Here is a 19,807-nt window from a genome sequence, read left to right as displayed (position 1 = left end):
AATATTTAATAAATCATTTTCATTTTTTATATTAGTATTACAAATCTCTCCAAGAATCTTATAAAATAATTCATGTTTTGGATTAATATCCACGCAGGAAGTACCTTCTCCCATGTTCATTTCTTTAACTTTTATGTCTGATAAGAATTCAATTCCTTTAAAGGCATCAAGACATCTCTTAACATCTCTAACTTTATAGATATCTTTACACATGGCTTTTAGAATAGTCATTATGTTTACCTTTAGCCAATGAGATGAATTTAAACTCTCCATCCACTGAGGCATATCAATATTTATTTCTTTTACCGGGAACTCTCTTAGAACTGTATCAAATATTTCTGTAATCTCATTATTTCCTATATTCATTACATCCATAACTTTTACAGGAACATCATACTTTTCTTCTAGTTCCCTTCCTAGTCCTTTACTCTCTTCTGAATTTGGATTTACAGTGTTTAGAACTATTATAAATGGCTTATTTATCTCTTTAAGCTCCTTTATAACTCTCTCCTCAGCATCTACATAATCCTCCCTATCTAAGCCTGTGATACTTCCGTCTGTAGTTACAACTATACCTATTGTAGAGTGATCTGTTATTACCTTCTTAGTTCCTATTTCTGCCGCTTGCTCGAATGGAATTTCATAATCATGCCATGGAGTAGAAACCATTTTAGGTGCATCAGCCTCTGTATAGCCTAATGCATTCTTTACTATATATCCAACACAGTCAACCATTCTAACTTTAAATTTCACTCCGTCCTCAAACTGAATTTCTACAGCCTCATTAGGAACAAATTTAGGTTCTGTAGTGTGAATAGATTTTCCTGATCCACTCTGTGGCAATTCATCTTTTGCTCTGTCCTTCTTATGAGGATTTTCTATGTTAGGTATAACCATTAGTTCCATGAACTTTTTAATAAAAGTAGATTTACCTGTTCTAACTGGTCCAACTACCCCCACATATATATCCCCTTGAGTTCTTTCTGCTATATCTTTATATATATCAAAATTTTCCAAGGCTACCCTCCCGCAACTACATATTAACATTATATATATATTGATATAGAATTAATATTATGCATTAATAAAATAAAAAAGTTCCCCTTTTTATTTTCAAAGGAAAACTTTTAATACTTGATAAGTTTTTAAATTAAATTATTCACTTTTAGCATAACTAAGTAATTCTTCTAATGTTAAGTCCTTATTGTGACAAAGTTTACTAATTGTTTTATTTCCAACATATCTATAATGCCATGGCTCATATTTATAACCTGTTATATCTTCTTTAGTCTTAGTATACCTTAAAATAAAGCCATACTTATAAGCATTTTCTAGAACCCAAGCACCTTCTTTGGTATTCTCAAAGGATTGATTTAAATCAAAGGCCATATCTCTGCTAGTAATATCAATAGCTAATCCAAGTTGATGTTCACTTTCACCAGGTTTTGCTACATATTCACTATGTTCACTGTCTTTATTTTGAATATCCTCATTGTAGATATATGTCTGAGAATCATATCCTCTAAATCCATTACTTAAAAATAAATTAATACCTTCTTCTTGAGCATCATAAAACATCTGCTCTAAATCTTCAATCATAGTTCCACTAACTAGGTTTTTTTCATTACTTCTTTCAGATACTAAGTTGATATTCGGAATAACTAAATTACCTGGCATATACTCCTTAGAAAGTAAATTTTCTTTGTTTACCAATGTATATAATCCTGTCGTATCACTATTAATAATATTTTTTATTTCATTTATCTCATCCTTTGTTAAGGTAGCGCTAACTGTAGAGTCATTTAAATCAGGTACTTCTTCTAAATCGTTATACTCATGTTCATTAATACTATTGCCCCTAGAAGGTGTTGTTTTCCCTTGGCTATATTTAGAAGTTTTATTCTCATAATCATTGTTGAATATATTAGCTGTATTAAGGACTTTTGAATCTTCCTTTAACACAAGTCCGATCATTATACCCACTAAAAATAACAACCCAATAATTATTGTAGTTCCATTATTAAAACCTGATTTCTTTTTATAGAAAATATCTTTTCTTTTATAAAATGCATTTTTTTTCTTTGTATAATTTTTATTATTTAACATACGTTTTTGTTAGCCTCCTACCTTTATCTTCAATTTTTCATTGAAAATAAAATTAATTCTCATCTATCTAACCTTATATCATTATATCAAATATTAAGATATTATCAAAATAAAATATTTTAATTAAATAAATGTTTACAATTCATTGTTTTCATCCTTATATTTTCTTCCCATTAATTTTGTAACACATTCTTTAGCATTCTTACCTTTAAAAAGAACTTCATACAATGCAGTAGTTATCGGCATATCTACATCAGTTTTAGATTTTAATTCATGAAAGGCTTTAACAGCCTCAATTCCTTCTACAACCATACCTATCTCTTTTACGGCTTCTTCCATTGTCTTTCCACTTCCAATTAATATTCCTGCTCTTCTGTTTCTACTATGCATACTAGTGCAAGTAACTATTAAATCACCCATTCCTGTAAGCCCATAGAATGTCTCAGCTTTTCCTGAGAGCTTAGTTCCAACCCTTATTATTTCACTCATACCTCGAGTCATTAGAGCTGCTTTAGTATTATCTCCATATCCAATGCCATCTGAAATCCCAGCAGCAAGGGCAATGATATTTTTAAAAGCTCCCCCTATTTCCACTCCAATAAGATCATTATTTGTATAAACTCTAAATGTATTATTGCTAAATACATCCTGGATTTTTTTTGCAGCTTTCATATCCTTTGATGATACCGTTACTGTAGTAGGTATATTCATTGCTACTTCTTCTGCGTGACTAGGACCTGATAGCACTACTACAGGATGACCTTTTATTTCATCTTCAATTATTTCTGACATTCTTTTTAATGTATGATTTTCTATGCCCTTAGCCACAGTTACAATTATTTCATCACCTTTAAGAAAAGGCTCTACTTTTTTTGAAATCTCTCTAATAGCCTTTGAAGGTACTGCAAGAACTATTATATTACTATTTTCTATAGTTTCTTCAAGATCACCATAGGCAGTAACTTTTTCTGGTATGGCAATTCCCTTAAGATACTTTGCATTTTCTCTTTTTATATTAATATCATTAACTGTGCTTTCACTATGGCACCATACAGAACATTCTGCCCCTTTCTTAGAAAGTAATACAGCTAAAGCTGTACCGAAACTTCCTCCTCCTATAAAAGAAATCTTATTCACCTTATCCCTACTTTCTTAAATTATATAAAACAATGAGAATAAATATTATATTATTTATTCTCATTGTCTCTATTAATTTCTTCTTATTTACTAAAAATCCATTTGTAATAAAGGATATAAAACTTTTATTAATCTTCTTTTCTCTTCCTAAATATAGTTTTTATTCCAGTACCTTTAAAATCAAAACTTTCCCTTAACTTATTCTCTAAATATCTCTCATAAGAGAAGTGTAGTAAAGCTGGATCATTTACAAAAAATATAAATGTAGGTGGTTTTATATCCACTTGGGTTACATAATAAATTTTTAGTCTTCTTAATGCAACTACTGGAGGTTCATTCATAAGTACAGCTTTACTTACCACATCATTTAATACCCCTGTAGCTATCCTCTTGGTATAATTATTGTAGCACTCTTTAGCTACATTTAAAACTTTGTTTACCCTTTGACCTGTTAATGCAGATATAAATAGATAATTAGCATATGGCATAAAAGATAATCCTCTACCGATTCTAGCTTTATAGTCATTCATAGTCTTGTCATCTTTTTCAATTAAATCCCATTTGTTAACTATTACAACTATTGCCTTATTAAGTTCATGGGCATATCCTATAATCTTTTCATCTTGATCACTTAACTCTTCTGTAGCATCAAGAATCAATATACATACATCAGCTCTCTCTATGGCTGTAAGAGTTCTTATAACGCTATATCTTTCTATCTCTTCTTTAATTTTACTTTTTCTTCTTAATCCTGCAGTATCTATTAATATAAATTTACCCTCATCAGTTTCTAATTTACTATCAATAGCATCTCTTGTGGTGCCTGGAATATTACTTACTATATTTCTATTTTCACCTAGTAACTTATTTATAAGTGAAGATTTTCCAACATTAGGCTTACCCACCATGGCAATTTTTATGTATTCTTCATCTTCTTCGCTACTTCCCAACTCATCAAAATGAGCTACAACTTCATCAAGCATATCTCCAAGACCTAATGCTTGAGTCGCTGAAATAGTTACTGGATTACCTATACCTAAGTTATAAAATTCATAAGCATTATCTTCTAATTCTCTTCTATCAATTTTATTTACTACTAATGTTATTGGTTTTCCTGATTTTCTAAGCATTTGTGCCACTTCATAATCTGATGGATGAAGACCGGCTTTACCATCTACTATAAATACAATTACATCTGCTGTTTCAATAGCAATATTTGCTTGCCTTCTCATTTGAACCATTATAATGTCTTCATTTTCTGGCTCAATTCCACCAGTATCAATAATTGTAAAGTTATGTCTTAGCCATTCAGCCTCTGCATAAATTCTATCTCTTGTAACTCCTGGTGTATCTTCTACTATAGCTATTCTCTTTCCTGCTAATTTATTAAAAAGTGTAGACTTACCTACATTTGGTCTTCCAACAATAGCAACTACTGGTTTTCCCATATTAATCCTCCCTTAAATGTTCATTTATTATGGTTATTAAATCATCTCCTGTGAAATCACAAATAATAACTTTTCTATTTAATTCTCTAGACAAATCTTCCACAGTATAATCATCTAACAGTATGGCTTCATCTGAATTAGAAAGTTCATATCCTTTTCTAAGGACGTTATCGGGTATTATTATATAGTCTCCAACTTCTCTTTCTTTAAGTGTGTTTATTATGTCTACTCCTGTTAAAAGCCCTGTTACTGTTATAGTCTCTCCAAAAAACTTATTTGGTATCTCCTCTACGGTAATATTTATATTATTATTTAACCTTTGAATTTTATCTTTTATATGTACTATTTCAGGATAAACTAAAGCCCCTGTTACAAAGGTAAAAGATCCCACTCCATCTTTCTTTAAATCTGGAAGTGTAGTATCTATGGTATCCTTTAATAGAGTTACCATTCCTACACCATCTTCAATTTGCTCAAATCCTTGGTAATGCTCAGAGTCTGGTAATTGCTCACCTGATACTATATAAAATTCGTCTGACAATCTAACAAAGGGTGTTCCACTTTCTTCATAATACTTTTTTTGTAGCTCTTTAACTAAATTGATTTGTTTTAAAGAAGTTTCTTGTGTAAATAAATTTAGCTTTTTTAATCCTTCTCTATGCTTAGTTATCCCTAAGGGTACTACTGCTACACTATTAACATTAGGATAAAGTCTATATAAATCTTCTATAGAGTTAACTAATTCTTCTCCATCATTAATTCCTGGGCAGCAAACAATTTGAGTGTTCATCTTTATTCCTGCTGCTGATAACCTCTTAAGTATATCATATATTTTACCCGCAAATCTATTGTTGAGCATTCTAACTCTAAGTTCTGGATTTGTAGTATGTACAGATACATTTATAGGACTTATCTTGTATTTTATTATTCTTTCTATATCCTCTTCTTTCATATTAGTTAAAGTTAAAAAATTTCCTTGTAAAAAGGATAGTCTAGAATCATCATCCTTAAAATATAAAGTTTCTCTCATTCCTTTCGGTAATTGATCTATAAAGCAAAAAATACAATCATTATGACATGTCATAGGTTTATCAATAATTCCTTCTCTAAATACTATCCCTAAATCTTCATCATAATCCTTCTCAATTTCAATTTCCCAAATCTCTCCATCTTTCTTCTCCACTTCTAAAAGAAGTACTTCATCAGTAATAAGAAATTTATAATCTATTATATCTTTAACATCATTTTCATTTATCCTTAAAAGTCTATCTCCAACCTCGATATCTACTTCTTCTGCAATAGAATTTGGAATAACCTTACTTATTTCATTTTTCATATTTGTATCTCCTTCATTCCTATAGCATGATTATACCACTATTATGTTATATTATCTTAATTATATTCCCTAGTCAATGCACCTCATTAAGATTACCTCAAAGCTTTCTATTTTTCAACAAAAATATAATTTAATTTCTAAGTAAAATAAAAAAGCTGACTACACATAGCCAACTTGTAATTTGAAGGTGGATTTAAATTAATTTAATTTTAGTTTTTCTCCGCTCTCTAAATATATAGTCCATTCACAAATATTGGTAGCATGGTCTGCCATGCGTTCCAAAAACTTGCATATAAATAAAAATTGACTAGCTTGATTTATAGTAGTTTGATCATTTCTCATTATTACAAGTAATTCATCAAATATACTCTTAAATAATCTATCTACCTGATCATCCATTTTACTTACTTCATGAGCTCTATTTATATCTGTAGTTATATATACCTCCAAAGAGTCTTTAATCATTTTTTCTACAATTTTAGCCATATTAGGTATATCTATAAGTTCCTTAATATAAGTTTCTCCTATAAGTTTTTTTGAAATCTTAGCTATGTCTACAGCATGGTCTCCCATTCTCTCTAAATCAGTTATGATCTTTGTAGTGATAAATATCCTTCTTAAATCACTGGCTAAGGGCTGCTCTGTAGCCATTAGTTTTATGCACTTATCCTCTATATCTTCTTCAAAGTCATCTATTACATCATCCTTTTGAATTACTTTTTCTGCTAAGATTTCATCCTGTTTTTTTAATGAATCAATGCTATCTTCTATTTGTTTGGCTACAGCCTCACCCATGGCCATTAAATCTTCATGAAGTTGTTGTAATTTAAGATCAAAACTATTTCTTGTCATCTTCTTCACCTACACTTTATAAATTTTAATTATTGATAACTACCTAATTTCATTCTATTATTAACCAAATCTTCCTGTGATATAATCTTCTGTTCTCTTATCCTTTGGCATATGAAACATCTCTTCTGTCTTTCCATACTCCACAATTTCTCCATTTAAGAAGAATGCTGTTTTATCTGATATACGTCCTGCTTGTTGCATATTATGAGTTACTATGACTATAGTGTATTTTTCTTTAAGCACGTCCATAAGTTCCTCTATCTTAGAAGTTGATATTGGATCCAATGCAGAAGTAGGTTCATCCATTAGTATGACCTCAGGTTCAACAGCTATGGTCCTGGCAATACAAAGTCTTTGTTGTTGACCTCCCGATAATCCTATAGCACTTTTTTTAAGCCTATCCTTTACCTCTTTCCAAAGAGCTGCTCCTTGAAGAGATTTCTCTACAATTTCATCTAACTTCTTTTTATCCTTTATTCCATGAATTCTAGGTCCATAGGCAATATTATCATAGATAGACATTGGAAATGGATTTGGTTTTTGAAATACCATTCCTATTCTTTTTCTTAATTCTATTTCATTTAGCTCTTTGTAGATATTGTTATCTTCAAAAAAAACTTGCCCTTCTATTTTTACATCATCAATTAAATCATTCATTCTATTTAAAGTTCTAAGAAAAGTAGACTTTCCACACCCCGATGGACCTATTAAAGCTGTAACACTATTCTTATCTATTTCTATATTTATATTTTTAAGAGCATGATTTGTTCCATAGTGTAAATTAAGATCTTTTACAGATATTATTGACATTATATTTCCTCCTAGTTACATTCTAATGATTAAAATTTTTCTTTATTTATTGTTTTGGTGATTCCCTTAGCTATCAAGCTTAAAGCTAAAATTATAAATATTAGTATAACTCCAATTGCAGATGCTAGCTCTATATTTCCAGCTTCCTTAGTAACTAGATAAGCATGTACAGTAAGAGTCCTACCACTAGACATAAGGTTTTGTGGCATTGCAGCTACTGTACCAGCGGTTAAAAGAATTGCTGCTGATTCGCCTATAATTCTTCCAATAGATAATATTACTCCTGATAAAATTCCTGGCATTGAACTAGGAACTACTATTTTGTATAAAACTTCAAACTTAGTTGAACCTAAAGCTACTGCACCTTCTTTATAACTTTGAGGAACTGTCTTTAAAGCTTCTTCTGTGGTTCTTATAATTACAGGTAATACAATAATAGCTAATGTTAAAGAACCTGATACAATTGAAAATTGCAATTTAAGAGTAGATACAAAGAATACTGTTCCAAATAGTCCATATATTATAGATGGTATACCTGCAAGACTTTCTGTTGCAAACCTAATTAATTTAACTCCTCTTCCTTGCTTTGCATACTCTTGTAAATATATAGCTCCACAAATCCCTATTGGAATTGATATTAATAAAGATAATATTACCGTTAACAATGTAGTAACAATCATCGGAAATATACCACCACCATTTGTGGGAGAATAATCTCCAAAAATAAAGTTAAAATCTACAAGTCCAAAACCTTTTTTAAATATATATCCTACTATAATAGCAATAATTAGAGCTGTAATAGCTGCAGATAACCATAAAATAGTTTTTAATATATTGTCTTTTATTTTTCTCATATTAATTACCTGCCTTTTCTGATATTTTAGCTATTACAAAATTTAACAATAGAATGAAAGAAAACAAAACTACTCCTGTTGCAAAAAGCATTTCTTGATGTGTTCCAAAGGCATATCCCATTTCCAATGCTATATTAGTAGTGAGAGGTCTTACACTATCTGTTATATTATTTGGTATTATGGGGCTATTCCCAGCAACTAAGATAACTGCCATGGTTTCTCCTATTGCTCTTCCCATCCCTAGTACTATAGCTGTTAAAACTCCAGACTTAGCTGCTGGTAAAATTACTTTAAATATAGTTTCAATTTTAGATGCACCTAAAGCTAAAGATGCCTCTTTATATTGCTTTGGTACTGATCTTATAGCTGTTTCTGCCACTGAAATAATAGTTGGTAGCATCATTACTGAAAGAACTATTATAATTGCAAGTAAACTTTGTCCTTTAGGAAGGGATAATTTACTTTGAATAGCTGGTACTATTATTCCAAGTGCAAAGACTCCAAATAATACAGAAGGAATTCCTGCTAATAATTCCACTCCCTGAGACATTATCTTTGCTACTGATTTAGGTGCTATTTCAACAATAAAAATAGCTGTTAATATTCCTATGGGTACCCCTATAACAAGAGAGCCTAGGGTTCCATATATAGAAGCAATTATCATAGGAAGAATTCCATACTTTTCTGAACTAGGTATCCACTCTGTTCCTAGTAAAAATTCTCCAAAGGAATATCCTTTAGATATAAACGGTGTCAAACCCTTATAAAATACAAAACCTATTATTAAAATTAAACTTATTACCGCTATTAAAGCACATACTTTAAAAACATTCTCTGATATATCATCAATTATATATTTTATCCCCTTAAGTTTGTGGGGTTTTTCCGTCTTAACTGATTTCACTGACATATATTTGACCTCCAATTTTAATTCAATAGACCTTTAAGATAATTTTTCTCTCAAAGGTCTATACCCATTGTGGCGCATAAATTATCTATTTTACTTTTATTCCACCAGCTTCTTCAACAATACCTTGACCTTTTTCACTTAAAATGTAGTCAATAAATTGTTTTCCATCCTTTGTTAATTTATCTTCTTTATATACTACTAAGAAAGGTCTTGATAATTTATACTCTTTGCTTAATACTTTTTCAGGTGTTGCTTCACTTCCCTCTATTTTTAAATCCTTAATTGAATCATCTAATTGTTCAAAAGAAATATATCCTATTGCATTTTTATTTGTTGAAACTGTAGTTTTAACACTTCCATTACCTTCTGCTATAGTTGCATTTTTCTCCAATTCTTCTGAAGTATATCCTACAATTTCTTGGAACGCATCTCTAGTTCCTGAACCATCTTCCCTTGAAACTACCACTATTGGGGCATCAACTCCTCCAACTTCCTTCCAGTTAGTTATAGCTCCTGTATATATGTCCTTAATTTGTTTCATAGTTAAGTTTTCTGCTTTATTTGATGGATGGACTACTAAGGCTATTCCATCATAAGCAATTACTGTTTCAGCAAGTTCTGATTTTTCTTCATCTTTTAACTCACGTGAAGCCATACCTATTTCACTAATACCTTCTACAGCATTTTTTATTCCTGCTGAAGATCCTATTTGTTGAACCTCTACAGTAACATTTGGATTTTCATCTTTGTAACTCTCTGCTTCCTTTTCCATTAATGGCCCTACAGAAGTTGAACCTGATATTTTAATAGTTATTGCTTTTGCTTTATTATCACTAGTATTATTACCGCTATTATTTGAATTGGAAGTATCCTTTCCGCCACAACCTACTAATAATCCCATGGTCATTGTTGCAACTATTCCTGCTATTAATAATTTTATTGACTTCTTTTTCATTTAAATTCCCCTCCAATTTGTTTTTTTATTTATCTTACAATATTGATTATATCCTTTCTTAGTTAAGCTATTATTATCCATATATTAAAAAAACTTTACTTAGGTTAATAATACTTAACATAAACAAAGCTCTTAACTTCATAAGAAAAAGACTAGAGAATTTTAAAATGTACCCTATAGGATAGACACTAAAAAAGTCTATCCCGTAGGGTACTTTTATGTATAATGAAATAAAGAGGAGTTTACATTAGGAGAAATATAATGAGCAAAAATTATTTACTGAATGTCAAATAGAGATTTTATCTAAAAATAAATATGTTAAAAAGGTTAGTATCAAAGGAATTACATACTCGGATGAGTTTAAAAGAATATTTATTAGTGAAAATGAACGCGGAAAGTTTCCAAGACAAATATTCGAAGAATATGGCTTTGATATAGAAATTATTGGAGAAAGTCGTATTCGATCATCAGGTAAAAGATGGCGTGCGGCTTTTCGAAAGAATGGAATTGCACAGCTGCAAGATACAAGGAAATTCAATAGTGGAAGGACTAGTGAATGTAATTTATCCATTGAAGAAAAATATGAAAAATTACAGGCTAAAATTAAATTATTAGAAGCAGAAAATGAACTTTTAAAAAAGTTAGAGATGTTAGAAAGGGGTGTGAAAACCCAAAAATAAAGTTGCTGACGCAAGAAAAATATCTCATCATAAAGTCAGTTATTGATAAATATAAACTTAAAAATATGGTTAGTTATTTATGTAAAATATCAAATGTTTCTCGTTCTGGATATTATAATTACTTTTCTATGAAAGCGCATACTAATCGTATAGCACGCGAAGAGCGTGATTTGGAGAGTTATAACAATGTATTATTAGCATTTAAATTTAAGAATCGTGAAAAGGGTGCTAAACAAATTAAAATGACTTTAGAAAATCAGTTTAATATGCAATATAATCTAAAGCGTATTAGAAGAATCATGGATAAATATGATATCATATGCCCACATAGAAAAGCTAACCCATATAGAAGAATGATGAAAGCCACCAAAGAACATTCAGTCCTACCAAACTTACTAAATAGAGAATTTAAGCAAGAAGTCCCTGGAAAGGTATTACTTACTGATATAACATATCTATTTTATAAAAATGGTCAAAGGACTTATTTGTCAACCGTTTTAGATGGTTCAACCAATGAATTATTAACCTATAATATATCTAAAAGTCTAAAAATAGATATTGTGACTGAAACTATTGAAAAATTGGTTTCATCAAATAACTATTTAATATCTTCAGATTCATTTATTCATTCAGATCAAGGAGCACATTACACTAGTCCCATATTTCAGAAATTGCTTAAAAAGTATAATATAGGACAATCTATGTCTAGACGAGGTAACTGCTGGGATAATGCTCCGCAGGAGTCATTCTTTGGACATCTTAAGGACGAAACAAATATTAAAAATTGTAATACATTTGCTGAACTCTTGGAAGAAATTGATGAATATATGGATTACTACAATAATTATAGAGGTCAATGGAATTTAAAAAAGATGACTCCTGTAAAATACAGAAATCATCTTCTTAGTACCGCCTAGTCTTTTTTAAAACTGTCCTTGACAAAGGGTACATTTTATTTTCTCTCTAGTCTTTTATGAATATCTTATCTTAATTATTCTATTTTTCTATATGATATGGAATTGTAATAATAAATTTTGTACCAACGCCTAAAGTACTTTCTACATCTATACTACCATTAAAACCAATAATTATATGTTTAACTATAGCAAGACCTAATCCTGTTCCACCCTTTGCCCTAGATCTAGCTTTATCTACCCTATAAAATCTTTCGAAAAGTCTTGGTATATATTCTTTTGCAATTCCCATACCACTATCTTCTACAATAACTTTAAAGTAGGTATCATAAATTATCTTTGTTATTACTACTGTATCAAAGGCTTCACTATATTTTATTGCATTATCTACTAGATTTATAAGCATTTGTTTAAATTTATCCTTATCTCCTAGAATATTAGGTATCTCATCTCCAACTATACTTACATGCACCTGCTTTTGTTCACCAGTATTCTTCATTAAATAAAAAACATCCTCTATAGCTTTATTTACATTAAATACTTCTTTCTTAAATTCTTGTTTATGCTCAATTTGTGATAACAATAATATATCTGATATAAGTGTTGTAAGTCTTTCTGCTTCTTCATTTATTATAGTTAAAAATTTTTTCTTAGTCTCATCATCATCAACCTCTTTTAAAGTCTCAGCAAAACCTCTTATAGATGTAAGCGGAGTTTTAAGTTCATGGGATACATTAGCCACAAATTCAGTTCTCATATTTTCTAGCTTTTTCAAGTCAGAAATATCTTGTATTACTGCTACTGCTCCAATATGCTGATGATTATGAACTATAATATCTGCGGTTCTAACCCTAAGAAATTTTATAGTAGGAGCACTTAACTTAAACTCTTTAATATCTCTATCTCTCATAGAAAATATAAATTTTAAATTCACTTCTTTACATATATTTTCAACTGGATTGCCTACTACATCTTCTTTAATATTAAAAATTTTCTTTGCATAGTTGTTTATCATTATTATATTGTGACTATTATCTATAGCAATTACGCCACTTTCCATACTTTGAAGAATTGCTGAAAGTCTATTTTGCTTTTCACTTATCTCATGTAAGCTACTTTCAAGTCTATCAGCCATATGATTAAAGTTCAAAGCTAACTTACCAAGCTCATCATTGGTGGTAATTTTAATTCTTCTACTTAAATTTCCATTAGTGATCATAGAAGTAATAACATCTAAATCTCTAATTGGTTTAACAATTATATAGGATAACTTATTGGCAATCCAAAGAGATATAAAAATCATTATAATTATAGCACTACCATACCATACTATATATGTATCATTTAATTTATGTGTTGCTTTTACAGGGGTTGAAACTCTAACCACTATACCATCTTCTATAGCTACAGCATAGTAAATAACATACGTTTCTTCCCTATCACTATATCTAGTAACAGTACCTTCCCCTTTAGATTTAGCCATGATAACTTCATCTTTATTATTATAATTTATTAATTTTTCCACATCTCCTAAAGAATCAAATTGGGCAGTGCCATTGCTATTTATAATAGTAATTCTAATATTCAAATTTTTCATTTTATCTACTACATTAGAAAAACTCGCCTGGTCAATGTTGTGTAACTGTTCACTTACTAAATAAGCATAAACATTTAATTGTTCTTTAGCACTCTCTTCACTTTCATAGGTAACTATTGTATAAAATACTGTAGTTAGAAATCCTAATACAAAAACTAATGCTGCAAAAACACTTAGCATTAGTCTTTTTTTCATAGTTCTTCGTGAATTATCTTTCATAACTGTCCCCAGAATTAAATTTATATCCTATACCTCTAATAGTTTGAATATAAATTGGATTTTTGTCATTATCTTCTATTTTCTGTCTTAAATGTCTCACATGGACATCTACAGTTCTAGTTTCTCCTACATATTCGTAGCCCCATATCTTATCTAAAAGAAAATCTCTTGTCATAACTTTTCCTTTGTTTTTTATCAGTATTTCTAAAAGTTCAAACTCTTTTAATGTAAGCTCTATTTTTTCTTTTCCTTTATATACTTCATGTTTTTGATAATCTATATTTATATCTCCAAACTTAAAGCTATTGTCTTCTTGTTTAAAACTCGTTCTTCTTAATATAGCTTTAGCTCTAGCTACTAGTTCCCTCACCGAAAAAGGTTTTGTTATATAATCATCTGCTCCTAACTCTAAGCCCAAAATCTTGTCTAACTCCTCACCTTTTGCTGTAATCATAATTATTGGTGTAGACTCTATAGATGATTTTTTTCTAATAGACTTACATACTTCTAACCCATCCATCCCCGGTAACATGAGGTCTAAAAATATTAGATCTGGTTTTTCATCTTCAGCTATTTTTAATGCATCAATTCCATTATCAGCAGTTATAACCTTAAACCCATTCTTAGTTAAATTAAATTTAATTAGTTCCTGAATATGTGCCTCATCATCAACTACTAATATTGTTTTTTCCATAAATATCACTCCTTAAACTCATGGATAAATACAAAGGAAAATAACCTACCATGAGATTCTTCTTCTTTTCTATATGAATATAACTTTTTATCCTTGCTACAGTATGTACATAAATTTAAACATACTATATCATTATTTTTGATACCTTCATTCATTAACTGTATCTCTACACACTTTTGTAAATCTAAATTTCTACCATAATTAATCTGTTGATTTTTAAATAAATCACAATCCTTGAAATTATCTATAAGCTCCTGGCTTACTTCATAGCAACAGCTTTTATTATGAGGTCCTATAAAAGCTTTAATATAGCTATGATTACACCCATAATTTTCTTTCATAACTTTAATTCCTTTAGAAACTATATTATTCAAAGTTCCTTTCCAACCACTATGAAGAGCTGCTATTACTTTATTTTTAGTATCTACTAAAATTATTGGTACACAATCCGCTGTAAATACTCCAATAGCAACCTGTTTTTCTTTTGTTACAATACCATCTCCATCATAGTTTACTATATCCATATTTTCTTCATAAGAAAATACTTTAGTTCCATGAACTTGATTTAAATATACAACCTCATTTACTTTAAACCACTTTTTTAAATTATTTAAACTAGACTTTCCTTCATTAAATGCTTTATTAAAGTTTAAATTATTTTTTGCTGTAGAAAATCCAATGGTTATATCATCTAAATCATAGGTTAGAAATTCATTATTTTCTATGTTATAAGATCTCATATTACTTATCACCACTTAAACCCTTTATCTCTTCTATAAAGCTATTAATATCATCAAACTTTCTATATACAGATGCAAATCTTATATAAGCAACTTCATCCATATACCTTAATTTCTCCAATATTAATTCTCCTATTTCCTCAGATCTTATTTCACTAGTCATGGTATTATTAAGTCTTTTTTCAATAGAATTTACTAAGTTTTCTATCTCTAATCTCGATACAGGTCTTTTCTCACAGGCTCTGATAACACCACTTATGATTTTATCCCTATTAAATAACTCTCTAGTTAAATTTCTTTTTATAACAAATATTTGTATATCCTCTATTTTTTCATAGGTAGTATATCTTTTATTGCAATTAAGACATTCTCTTCTACGTCTAATTGCACCATCATCTTCTGTTGCTCTAGAATCTACAACCTTACTTTCTTCTCCATTGCAATAAGGACACTTCACTATAATCACATCCTCTAAGTTTTTTCTGTTTATACTACGATTATACACAAAGTATTCACTATTTGTATATAATTAATTATTTTCTCCTAATTATTTTCAACAATACCCTCTCCATCTACTAAAATAACATCTACTCCAATTTTTTTAATTCTCTCCCAAGGCAATTCTATATCTTCATTTTTTGAAAACCATCCTGATTTTTGTGTTGGAAGTATTATTGCTTCTAATTTATATTCTTCACAATTAACTTTAAAATCTTTTATATAGCCAAGTTTAGTACCTGTGTTAATATCTATTATCTCCATAGTTTTTAAACTATTTATTGCAAACATTGAAGTTTCCATAAAAAAACTCCCTCCTTAAATTTTATATCATTTAATCTATATTCTCTTTAAAATAATATAGAACATAAAAAAAGAGCCTAGGCTCTATTTTTTATACTAAAGTAAGTTTATTTATTTCTTCTATTATAAAACATCGTCTATCTACATTTACTAAAACAACTATATAATCTCCACCTATTAATTTTACATTACCTGTTGGTATTATTTCTTTTTCTCCTCTTTTTATAGAGACAAGAAGACAGCCCTTCGGCCAATCAACCTCACTTATAAATTTCCCTTCACCTATACTTCCCATTTCAATGCAAAATTCTAATATGGTCTTTTTACTGTCACTTTCCTCTTTAGTTAATCCAACCCTTTTTAGCAATCTTTCTAATAGCACCTCATAAATTGGTTCATTTTTTAACAACTCTGAAGTAATGTATGAAATTATAACTACTATTGATAAAGACAACAAATGATTAAAAGAACCTGTCATTTCCATTATAAGAACAATTCCCGTTATAGGAGCTTTGACTACAGATGCAAAATATCCTGCCATACCTAAAGCTATAAAGTTAATAATATATGAGCTATTTATTCCAAAAACATCTATTGAAAAACTTCCAACTATAGCTCCTATAATTGCTCCTAATAATAACATTGGTAAGAATATCCCACCTGGTACCCCAGATCCAAAACAAATTAAAAGTAATAAAAATTTAATTATGTATATTATTATTAAAAATAAGATTGATTTTTCTTCTAAAGATAAATGTAATATCAGCTCATGACCTCCACCTAATAACATAGGTACTGTCAATCCAATAATTACTGTTAGTACAAAGGGGATCATTATTTTTACTTCTTCAGGTATATTTTTAAATTTAGAATATAAATCTTGAAATAAATATATTCCCTTTGAAAATATAACTCCCATTATTCCTGTTAAAATACCTAATATAATTAAAATCCAATAATAATTTAATGGTAATGCATCCATTGCACCCACAGTTAAAGCTGGCTCAATGCCTAAAAATCTTTTTGTCACAAAATCTGCAGTTATAGCCGCCGGCATAACCGTCAATAATACTAATGGAGAAAAATTTCTATGAATTTCTTCTAATGCAAAGATTATTCCAGATAAAGGTGAATTAAATGCAGCAGACAAACCTGCCGACGCTCCAGCTGTTATTAAAAATTCCTTTTTAACTGGCATATTTTTATAACTTTTTTCTCCAACTCCTTCACCTATTGAAGCTCCAATTTGAACTGAAGGACCTTCTCTACCAACAGAAAGCCCAGCTGACAAAGCTAAAAATCCTCCAATAAACTTGTATATTAATATTCTAGACCAATTCATTTTTAATTTATTTATAACTCGTCCTTTTACTTGAGGAATACCGCTACCTGAAATCATGCCTTCATGTTTAACCATGATTCCTACTATTATTCCAATAGTTGCTAAAATTCCAATAACTAAAATCGCTTTTAATAAATCCTTATTTCCCCATGAATAAAAATTATTAAAAAGTAGCGAGAATTTATTTATTAGTATCCTATTAAGTACTATTACTACTCCTGTTACTAAACCTACAATAATTCCTTGAAAAACTAATCTATACTTCATATTTTTTCTCTGGATCATTATTTCCTTTATCCTTTCGCCTTCCACTATTCCATCACCTCAATTTCAAATATATACTTAACTTCATCCAATATTTCAGAATTACTAAAATCTGCTCAAATAACTTATCCTATAATAATCTATTTCGTTAATAAATTACAAACATACTATTTTTATCCATCAGCATGATAAATTCAAAAAAATTTAATACATAAGTTAAATAATATCTCCCCTAAAAATATTTTAACAGAACAGCTATCTTTTAATCAAATTTTACTCAATTTGAAATTTTCATAATTTTAAGCTTACCTATTCAATATATTGTATAAGATATAAATGTTTATTTTCATACAAAGGCTCATATCAAATTATCCACATATTCTAAATCTATAATAATCTATAAAGCAAAAAGGAGCCTAGGCTCCTTTTTGTAGAGTTATAATTTTTTAATTTTAACCTCATTGCAATGAATTTTAATACAATATGATTTCATTACATAAACTATTGCAACTAGTTTTAATTCTAAAATAAGCTACCTACCTGTAAATAAGCATATTACACATGTTTCCTCATATGTTTAAGTGCTGTCTTTTCCAATCTCGAAACCTGAGCTTGAGATATTCCAATTTCATCAGCAACCTCCATTTGGGTTCTTCCTTGAAAAAATCTTAAGTTTAAGATTAGTTTTTCCCTATCTGTAAGCTTTTTCATACCTTCTTTTATTGATATATTTTCAAGCCATCCATCATCTAAATTCTTACTATCACTAATTTGATCCATAACAAATATGGCATCTCCACCATCATGGTAAATAGGTTCAAATAATGAAATGGGGTCTTGAATTGCATCTAGTGCAAATACTATCTCCTCTTTAGGCATTTCTAGTTCTTTTGCAATTTGAGAGATAGTTGGCTCTTTATTATCTTTGTTAACAAGCTTATCTCTCACTTGTAATGCCTTATAAGCAATATCTCTTAAAGATCTACTTACTCTAATAGAGTTATTATCCCGAAGGTATCTTCTAATTTCTCCAATTATCATCGGTACTGCATAAGTGGAAAATCTAACATTCTGACTTAAATCAAAATTGTCAATAGCCTTCATTAGACCTATACAACCTACTTGAAATAAGTCATCTACATTTTCCCCTCTGTTATTAAATCTTTGAATTACACTTAATACTAACCTTAGATTTCCTTTTATAAAATCCTCTCTACAGCCCTTATCACCTTGCTTTATCTTGATTAGTAGTTCCCTCATTTCCTTCTCTTTTAATACAGGTAGTTTCGAAGTATTCACTCCACAAATTTCTACTTTATTAATCATCATAAGGTCTCATTCCCTTCAGAATAATTACATTAAAATTATTTCCTGATGTAGCTTTTTTATACTAAAGACAACCTTATAACATTTTATTAATTTCTTTTTTAAGTCTCTTAATTATTCTTTTTTCCAATCTAGAAATGTAGGATTGAGATATACCAAGCATATCCGCAACTTCCTTCTGGGTTTTTTCTGTAATTCCATTTAGTCCAAATCTCAACTCTATTATTTCTTTTTCCCTACTATTTAATTTATCCATAGCAATTCCAAGAAGTTGTTTATCTACTTCTTCTTCTATATAGTTATATACTACATTACTATCAGTTCCTAATATATCTGATAATAACAGTTCATTTCCATCCCAATCAATATTTAATGGCTCATAAAAAGATATTTCTGTTTTTATCTTATTATTTCTTCTTAGATACATAAGTATTTCATTTTCTATACATCTAGAAGAATAGGTTGCTAATTTAATCTTCTTTTCTGGTGCAAAAGTGTTTACGGCTTTTATAAGTCCTATAGTACCTACTGATATTAAATCCTCTACATTTACTCCTGTATTTTCAAATTTTCTTGCTATATAAACTACCAATCTTAAGTTACGTTCAATTAATATGGATCTTATGCTTTCATCTCCCATTTCTAGGTTTTCTACCAATACTTCCTCTTCTTCTTTAGTCAATGGTGGTGGTAATGCATCATTTCCCCCTATGTAGTAAATTGATTTTGCAAAACCTTTAAACTTACTTAAAAATCTACTTAGTATGCTTTGCAACCCATTTCTCACTTCTAAAAATTTTTTTGATATTTTATTCATAAAAA

Annotated in this window: 19 protein-coding genes; 1 reads left to right on the top strand and 18 read right to left on the bottom strand. The window is 29.4% G+C overall.

Annotation, left to right across the window (positions count from 1 at the left end; genetic code table 11):
• The 10 genes from spoIVA to B3086_RS17970 all read right to left on the bottom strand — a co-directional run.
• The coding region (spoIVA, locus tag B3086_RS18015) for a stage IV sporulation protein A (RefSeq protein ID WP_346894094.1) at positions 1-1,017 on the bottom strand (1,017 nt) is incomplete at its 3' end.
• A 138-nt stretch (positions 1,018-1,155) separates the two neighbouring features.
• A complete protein-coding gene (locus tag B3086_RS18010) occupies positions 1,156-2,106 on the bottom strand; it encodes a M15 family metallopeptidase (RefSeq protein ID WP_346878610.1) in 951 nt (316 codons plus the stop codon).
• 135 nt (positions 2,107-2,241) lie between these two features.
• The gene (locus B3086_RS18005; RefSeq protein WP_346848329.1) at positions 2,242-3,243 is read right to left on the bottom strand and encodes an NAD(P)H-dependent glycerol-3-phosphate dehydrogenase; all 1,002 of its coding nucleotides are present in this window, start codon (positions 3,241-3,243) and stop codon (positions 2,242-2,244) included.
• A gap of 128 nt (positions 3,244-3,371) precedes the next feature.
• Positions 3,372-4,691: a ribosome biogenesis GTPase Der gene (gene der / locus B3086_RS18000; RefSeq protein ID WP_035132691.1), complete on the bottom strand. Its 1,320-nt coding sequence runs from the start codon at positions 4,689-4,691 to the stop codon at positions 3,372-3,374.
• Between the two features lies 1 nt (position 4,692).
• The gene (locus B3086_RS17995) at positions 4,693-6,027 is read right to left on the bottom strand and encodes a DUF512 domain-containing protein (protein WP_346848328.1); all 1,335 of its coding nucleotides are present in this window, start codon (positions 6,025-6,027) and stop codon (positions 4,693-4,695) included.
• 198 nt (positions 6,028-6,225) lie between these two features.
• The gene (phoU, locus tag B3086_RS17990; protein ID WP_346880163.1) at positions 6,226-6,879 is read right to left on the bottom strand and encodes a phosphate signaling complex protein PhoU; all 654 of its coding nucleotides are present in this window, start codon (positions 6,877-6,879) and stop codon (positions 6,226-6,228) included.
• A gap of 60 nt (positions 6,880-6,939) precedes the next feature.
• On the bottom strand, positions 6,940-7,689 hold the full coding sequence (gene pstB, locus B3086_RS17985; protein WP_346848326.1) for a phosphate ABC transporter ATP-binding protein PstB: 750 nt from the start codon (positions 7,687-7,689) through the stop codon (positions 6,940-6,942).
• A 29-nt stretch (positions 7,690-7,718) separates the two neighbouring features.
• Positions 7,719-8,543, bottom strand: a complete 825-nt coding sequence (gene pstA, locus B3086_RS17980; protein WP_346848325.1) for a phosphate ABC transporter permease PstA — start codon at positions 8,541-8,543, stop codon at positions 7,719-7,721.
• A 1-nt stretch (position 8,544) separates the two neighbouring features.
• On the bottom strand, positions 8,545-9,453 hold the full coding sequence (pstC, locus tag B3086_RS17975; protein WP_346848324.1) for a phosphate ABC transporter permease subunit PstC: 909 nt from the start codon (positions 9,451-9,453) through the stop codon (positions 8,545-8,547).
• 85 nt (positions 9,454-9,538) lie between these two features.
• Positions 9,539-10,408 carry a phosphate ABC transporter substrate-binding protein gene (locus B3086_RS17970; protein WP_346848323.1) on the bottom strand — a complete coding sequence of 290 codons (870 nt, stop codon included), beginning with the start codon at positions 10,406-10,408 and terminating at the stop codon, positions 9,539-9,541.
• Between the two features lie 290 nt (positions 10,409-10,698).
• On the opposite strand from B3086_RS17970, the gene B3086_RS17965 reads away from it, so the two are divergent.
• Positions 10,699-12,005, top strand: a protein-coding gene (locus B3086_RS17965; RefSeq protein ID WP_346848504.1) for an IS3 family transposase whose coding sequence is annotated in 2 segments (ribosomal slippage) — positions 10,699-11,041 and positions 11,041-12,005 — 1,308 coding nt in all. Because the reading frame shifts where the segments join, the coding sequence is not laid out codon by codon here.
• Between the two features lie 79 nt (positions 12,006-12,084).
• On the opposite strand, the gene B3086_RS17960 is transcribed toward B3086_RS17965, so the two are convergent.
• From B3086_RS17960 to sigE, 8 genes are all read right to left on the bottom strand, one after another.
• Positions 12,085-13,818: a HAMP domain-containing sensor histidine kinase gene (locus B3086_RS17960; protein ID WP_346848322.1), complete on the bottom strand. Its 1,734-nt coding sequence runs from the start codon at positions 13,816-13,818 to the stop codon at positions 12,085-12,087.
• Complete coding sequence (locus B3086_RS17955) at positions 13,808-14,518, bottom strand: response regulator (protein WP_278245238.1); 711 nt, start codon at positions 14,516-14,518, stop codon at positions 13,808-13,810. The genes B3086_RS17960 and B3086_RS17955 overlap by 11 nt, the downstream gene beginning before the upstream one ends.
• Positions 14,518-15,252, bottom strand: a complete 735-nt coding sequence (gene pgeF, locus B3086_RS17950) for a peptidoglycan editing factor PgeF (protein ID WP_346848321.1) — start codon at positions 15,250-15,252, stop codon at positions 14,518-14,520. Before pgeF ends, B3086_RS17955 begins: the two co-directional genes overlap by 1 nt.
• Position 15,253: 1 nt before the next feature.
• Positions 15,254-15,709, bottom strand: a complete 456-nt coding sequence (gene nrdR, locus B3086_RS17945) for a transcriptional regulator NrdR (RefSeq protein WP_035132824.1) — start codon at positions 15,707-15,709, stop codon at positions 15,254-15,256.
• Positions 15,710-15,795: 86 nt separating this feature from the next.
• Complete coding sequence (locus B3086_RS17940; RefSeq protein WP_346848320.1) at positions 15,796-16,053, bottom strand: YlmC/YmxH family sporulation protein; 258 nt, start codon at positions 16,051-16,053, stop codon at positions 15,796-15,798.
• Between the two features lie 91 nt (positions 16,054-16,144).
• Positions 16,145-17,707 carry a ClC family H(+)/Cl(-) exchange transporter gene (locus tag B3086_RS17935; protein ID WP_414632298.1) on the bottom strand — a complete coding sequence of 521 codons (1,563 nt, stop codon included), beginning with the start codon at positions 17,705-17,707 and terminating at the stop codon, positions 16,145-16,147.
• Between the two features lie 507 nt (positions 17,708-18,214).
• Positions 18,215-18,988: an RNA polymerase sporulation sigma factor SigG gene (gene sigG, locus B3086_RS17930; protein ID WP_035132671.1), complete on the bottom strand. Its 774-nt coding sequence runs from the start codon at positions 18,986-18,988 to the stop codon at positions 18,215-18,217.
• Positions 18,989-19,061: 73 nt separating this feature from the next.
• Entirely contained in the window at positions 19,062-19,802 is a 741-nt protein-coding gene (gene sigE, locus B3086_RS17925; protein ID WP_346848319.1) for an RNA polymerase sporulation sigma factor SigE, read from the bottom strand.
• Positions 19,803-19,807 lie beyond the last annotated feature (5 nt).

Origin of the sequence: Clostridium sp. UBA871 (assembly GCF_002295255.1) — a bacterium.
Lineage (GTDB): Bacteria > Bacillota > Clostridia > Clostridiales > Clostridiaceae > Clostridium_J > Clostridium_J sulfidigenes.
This window is presented reverse-complemented; position numbering and strand designations above follow the sequence as displayed.

Coding starts and splice junctions, on each gene's coding strand:
- B3086_RS18010 (WP_346878610.1), bottom strand. CDS start 2,106: ATGTTAAATAATAAAAATTATACAAAGAAAAAAAATGCATTTTATAAA.
- der (WP_035132691.1), bottom strand. CDS start 4,691: ATGGGAAAACCAGTAGTTGCTATTGTTGGAAGACCAAATGTAGGTAAG.
- B3086_RS17995 (WP_346848328.1), bottom strand. CDS start 6,027: ATGAAAAATGAAATAAGTAAGGTTATTCCAAATTCTATTGCAGAAGAA.
- phoU (WP_346880163.1), bottom strand. CDS start 6,879: ATGACAAGAAATAGTTTTGATCTTAAATTACAACAACTTCATGAAGAT.
- pstB (WP_346848326.1), bottom strand. CDS start 7,689: ATGTCAATAATATCTGTAAAAGATCTTAATTTACACTATGGAACAAAT.
- pstA (WP_346848325.1), bottom strand. CDS start 8,543: ATGAGAAAAATAAAAGACAATATATTAAAAACTATTTTATGGTTATCT.
- pstC (WP_346848324.1), bottom strand. CDS start 9,453: ATGTCAGTGAAATCAGTTAAGACGGAAAAACCCCACAAACTTAAGGGG.
- B3086_RS17970 (WP_346848323.1), bottom strand. CDS start 10,408: ATGAAAAAGAAGTCAATAAAATTATTAATAGCAGGAATAGTTGCAACA.
- B3086_RS17960 (WP_346848322.1), bottom strand. CDS start 13,818: ATGAAAGATAATTCACGAAGAACTATGAAAAAAAGACTAATGCTAAGT.
- pgeF (WP_346848321.1), bottom strand. CDS start 15,252: ATGAGATCTTATAACATAGAAAATAATGAATTTCTAACCTATGATTTA.
- B3086_RS17940 (WP_346848320.1), bottom strand. CDS start 16,053: ATGGAAACTTCAATGTTTGCAATAAATAGTTTAAAAACTATGGAGATA.
- sigG (WP_035132671.1), bottom strand. CDS start 18,988: ATGATGATTAATAAAGTAGAAATTTGTGGAGTGAATACTTCGAAACTA.
- sigE (WP_346848319.1), bottom strand. CDS start 19,802: ATGAATAAAATATCAAAAAAATTTTTAGAAGTGAGAAATGGGTTGCAA.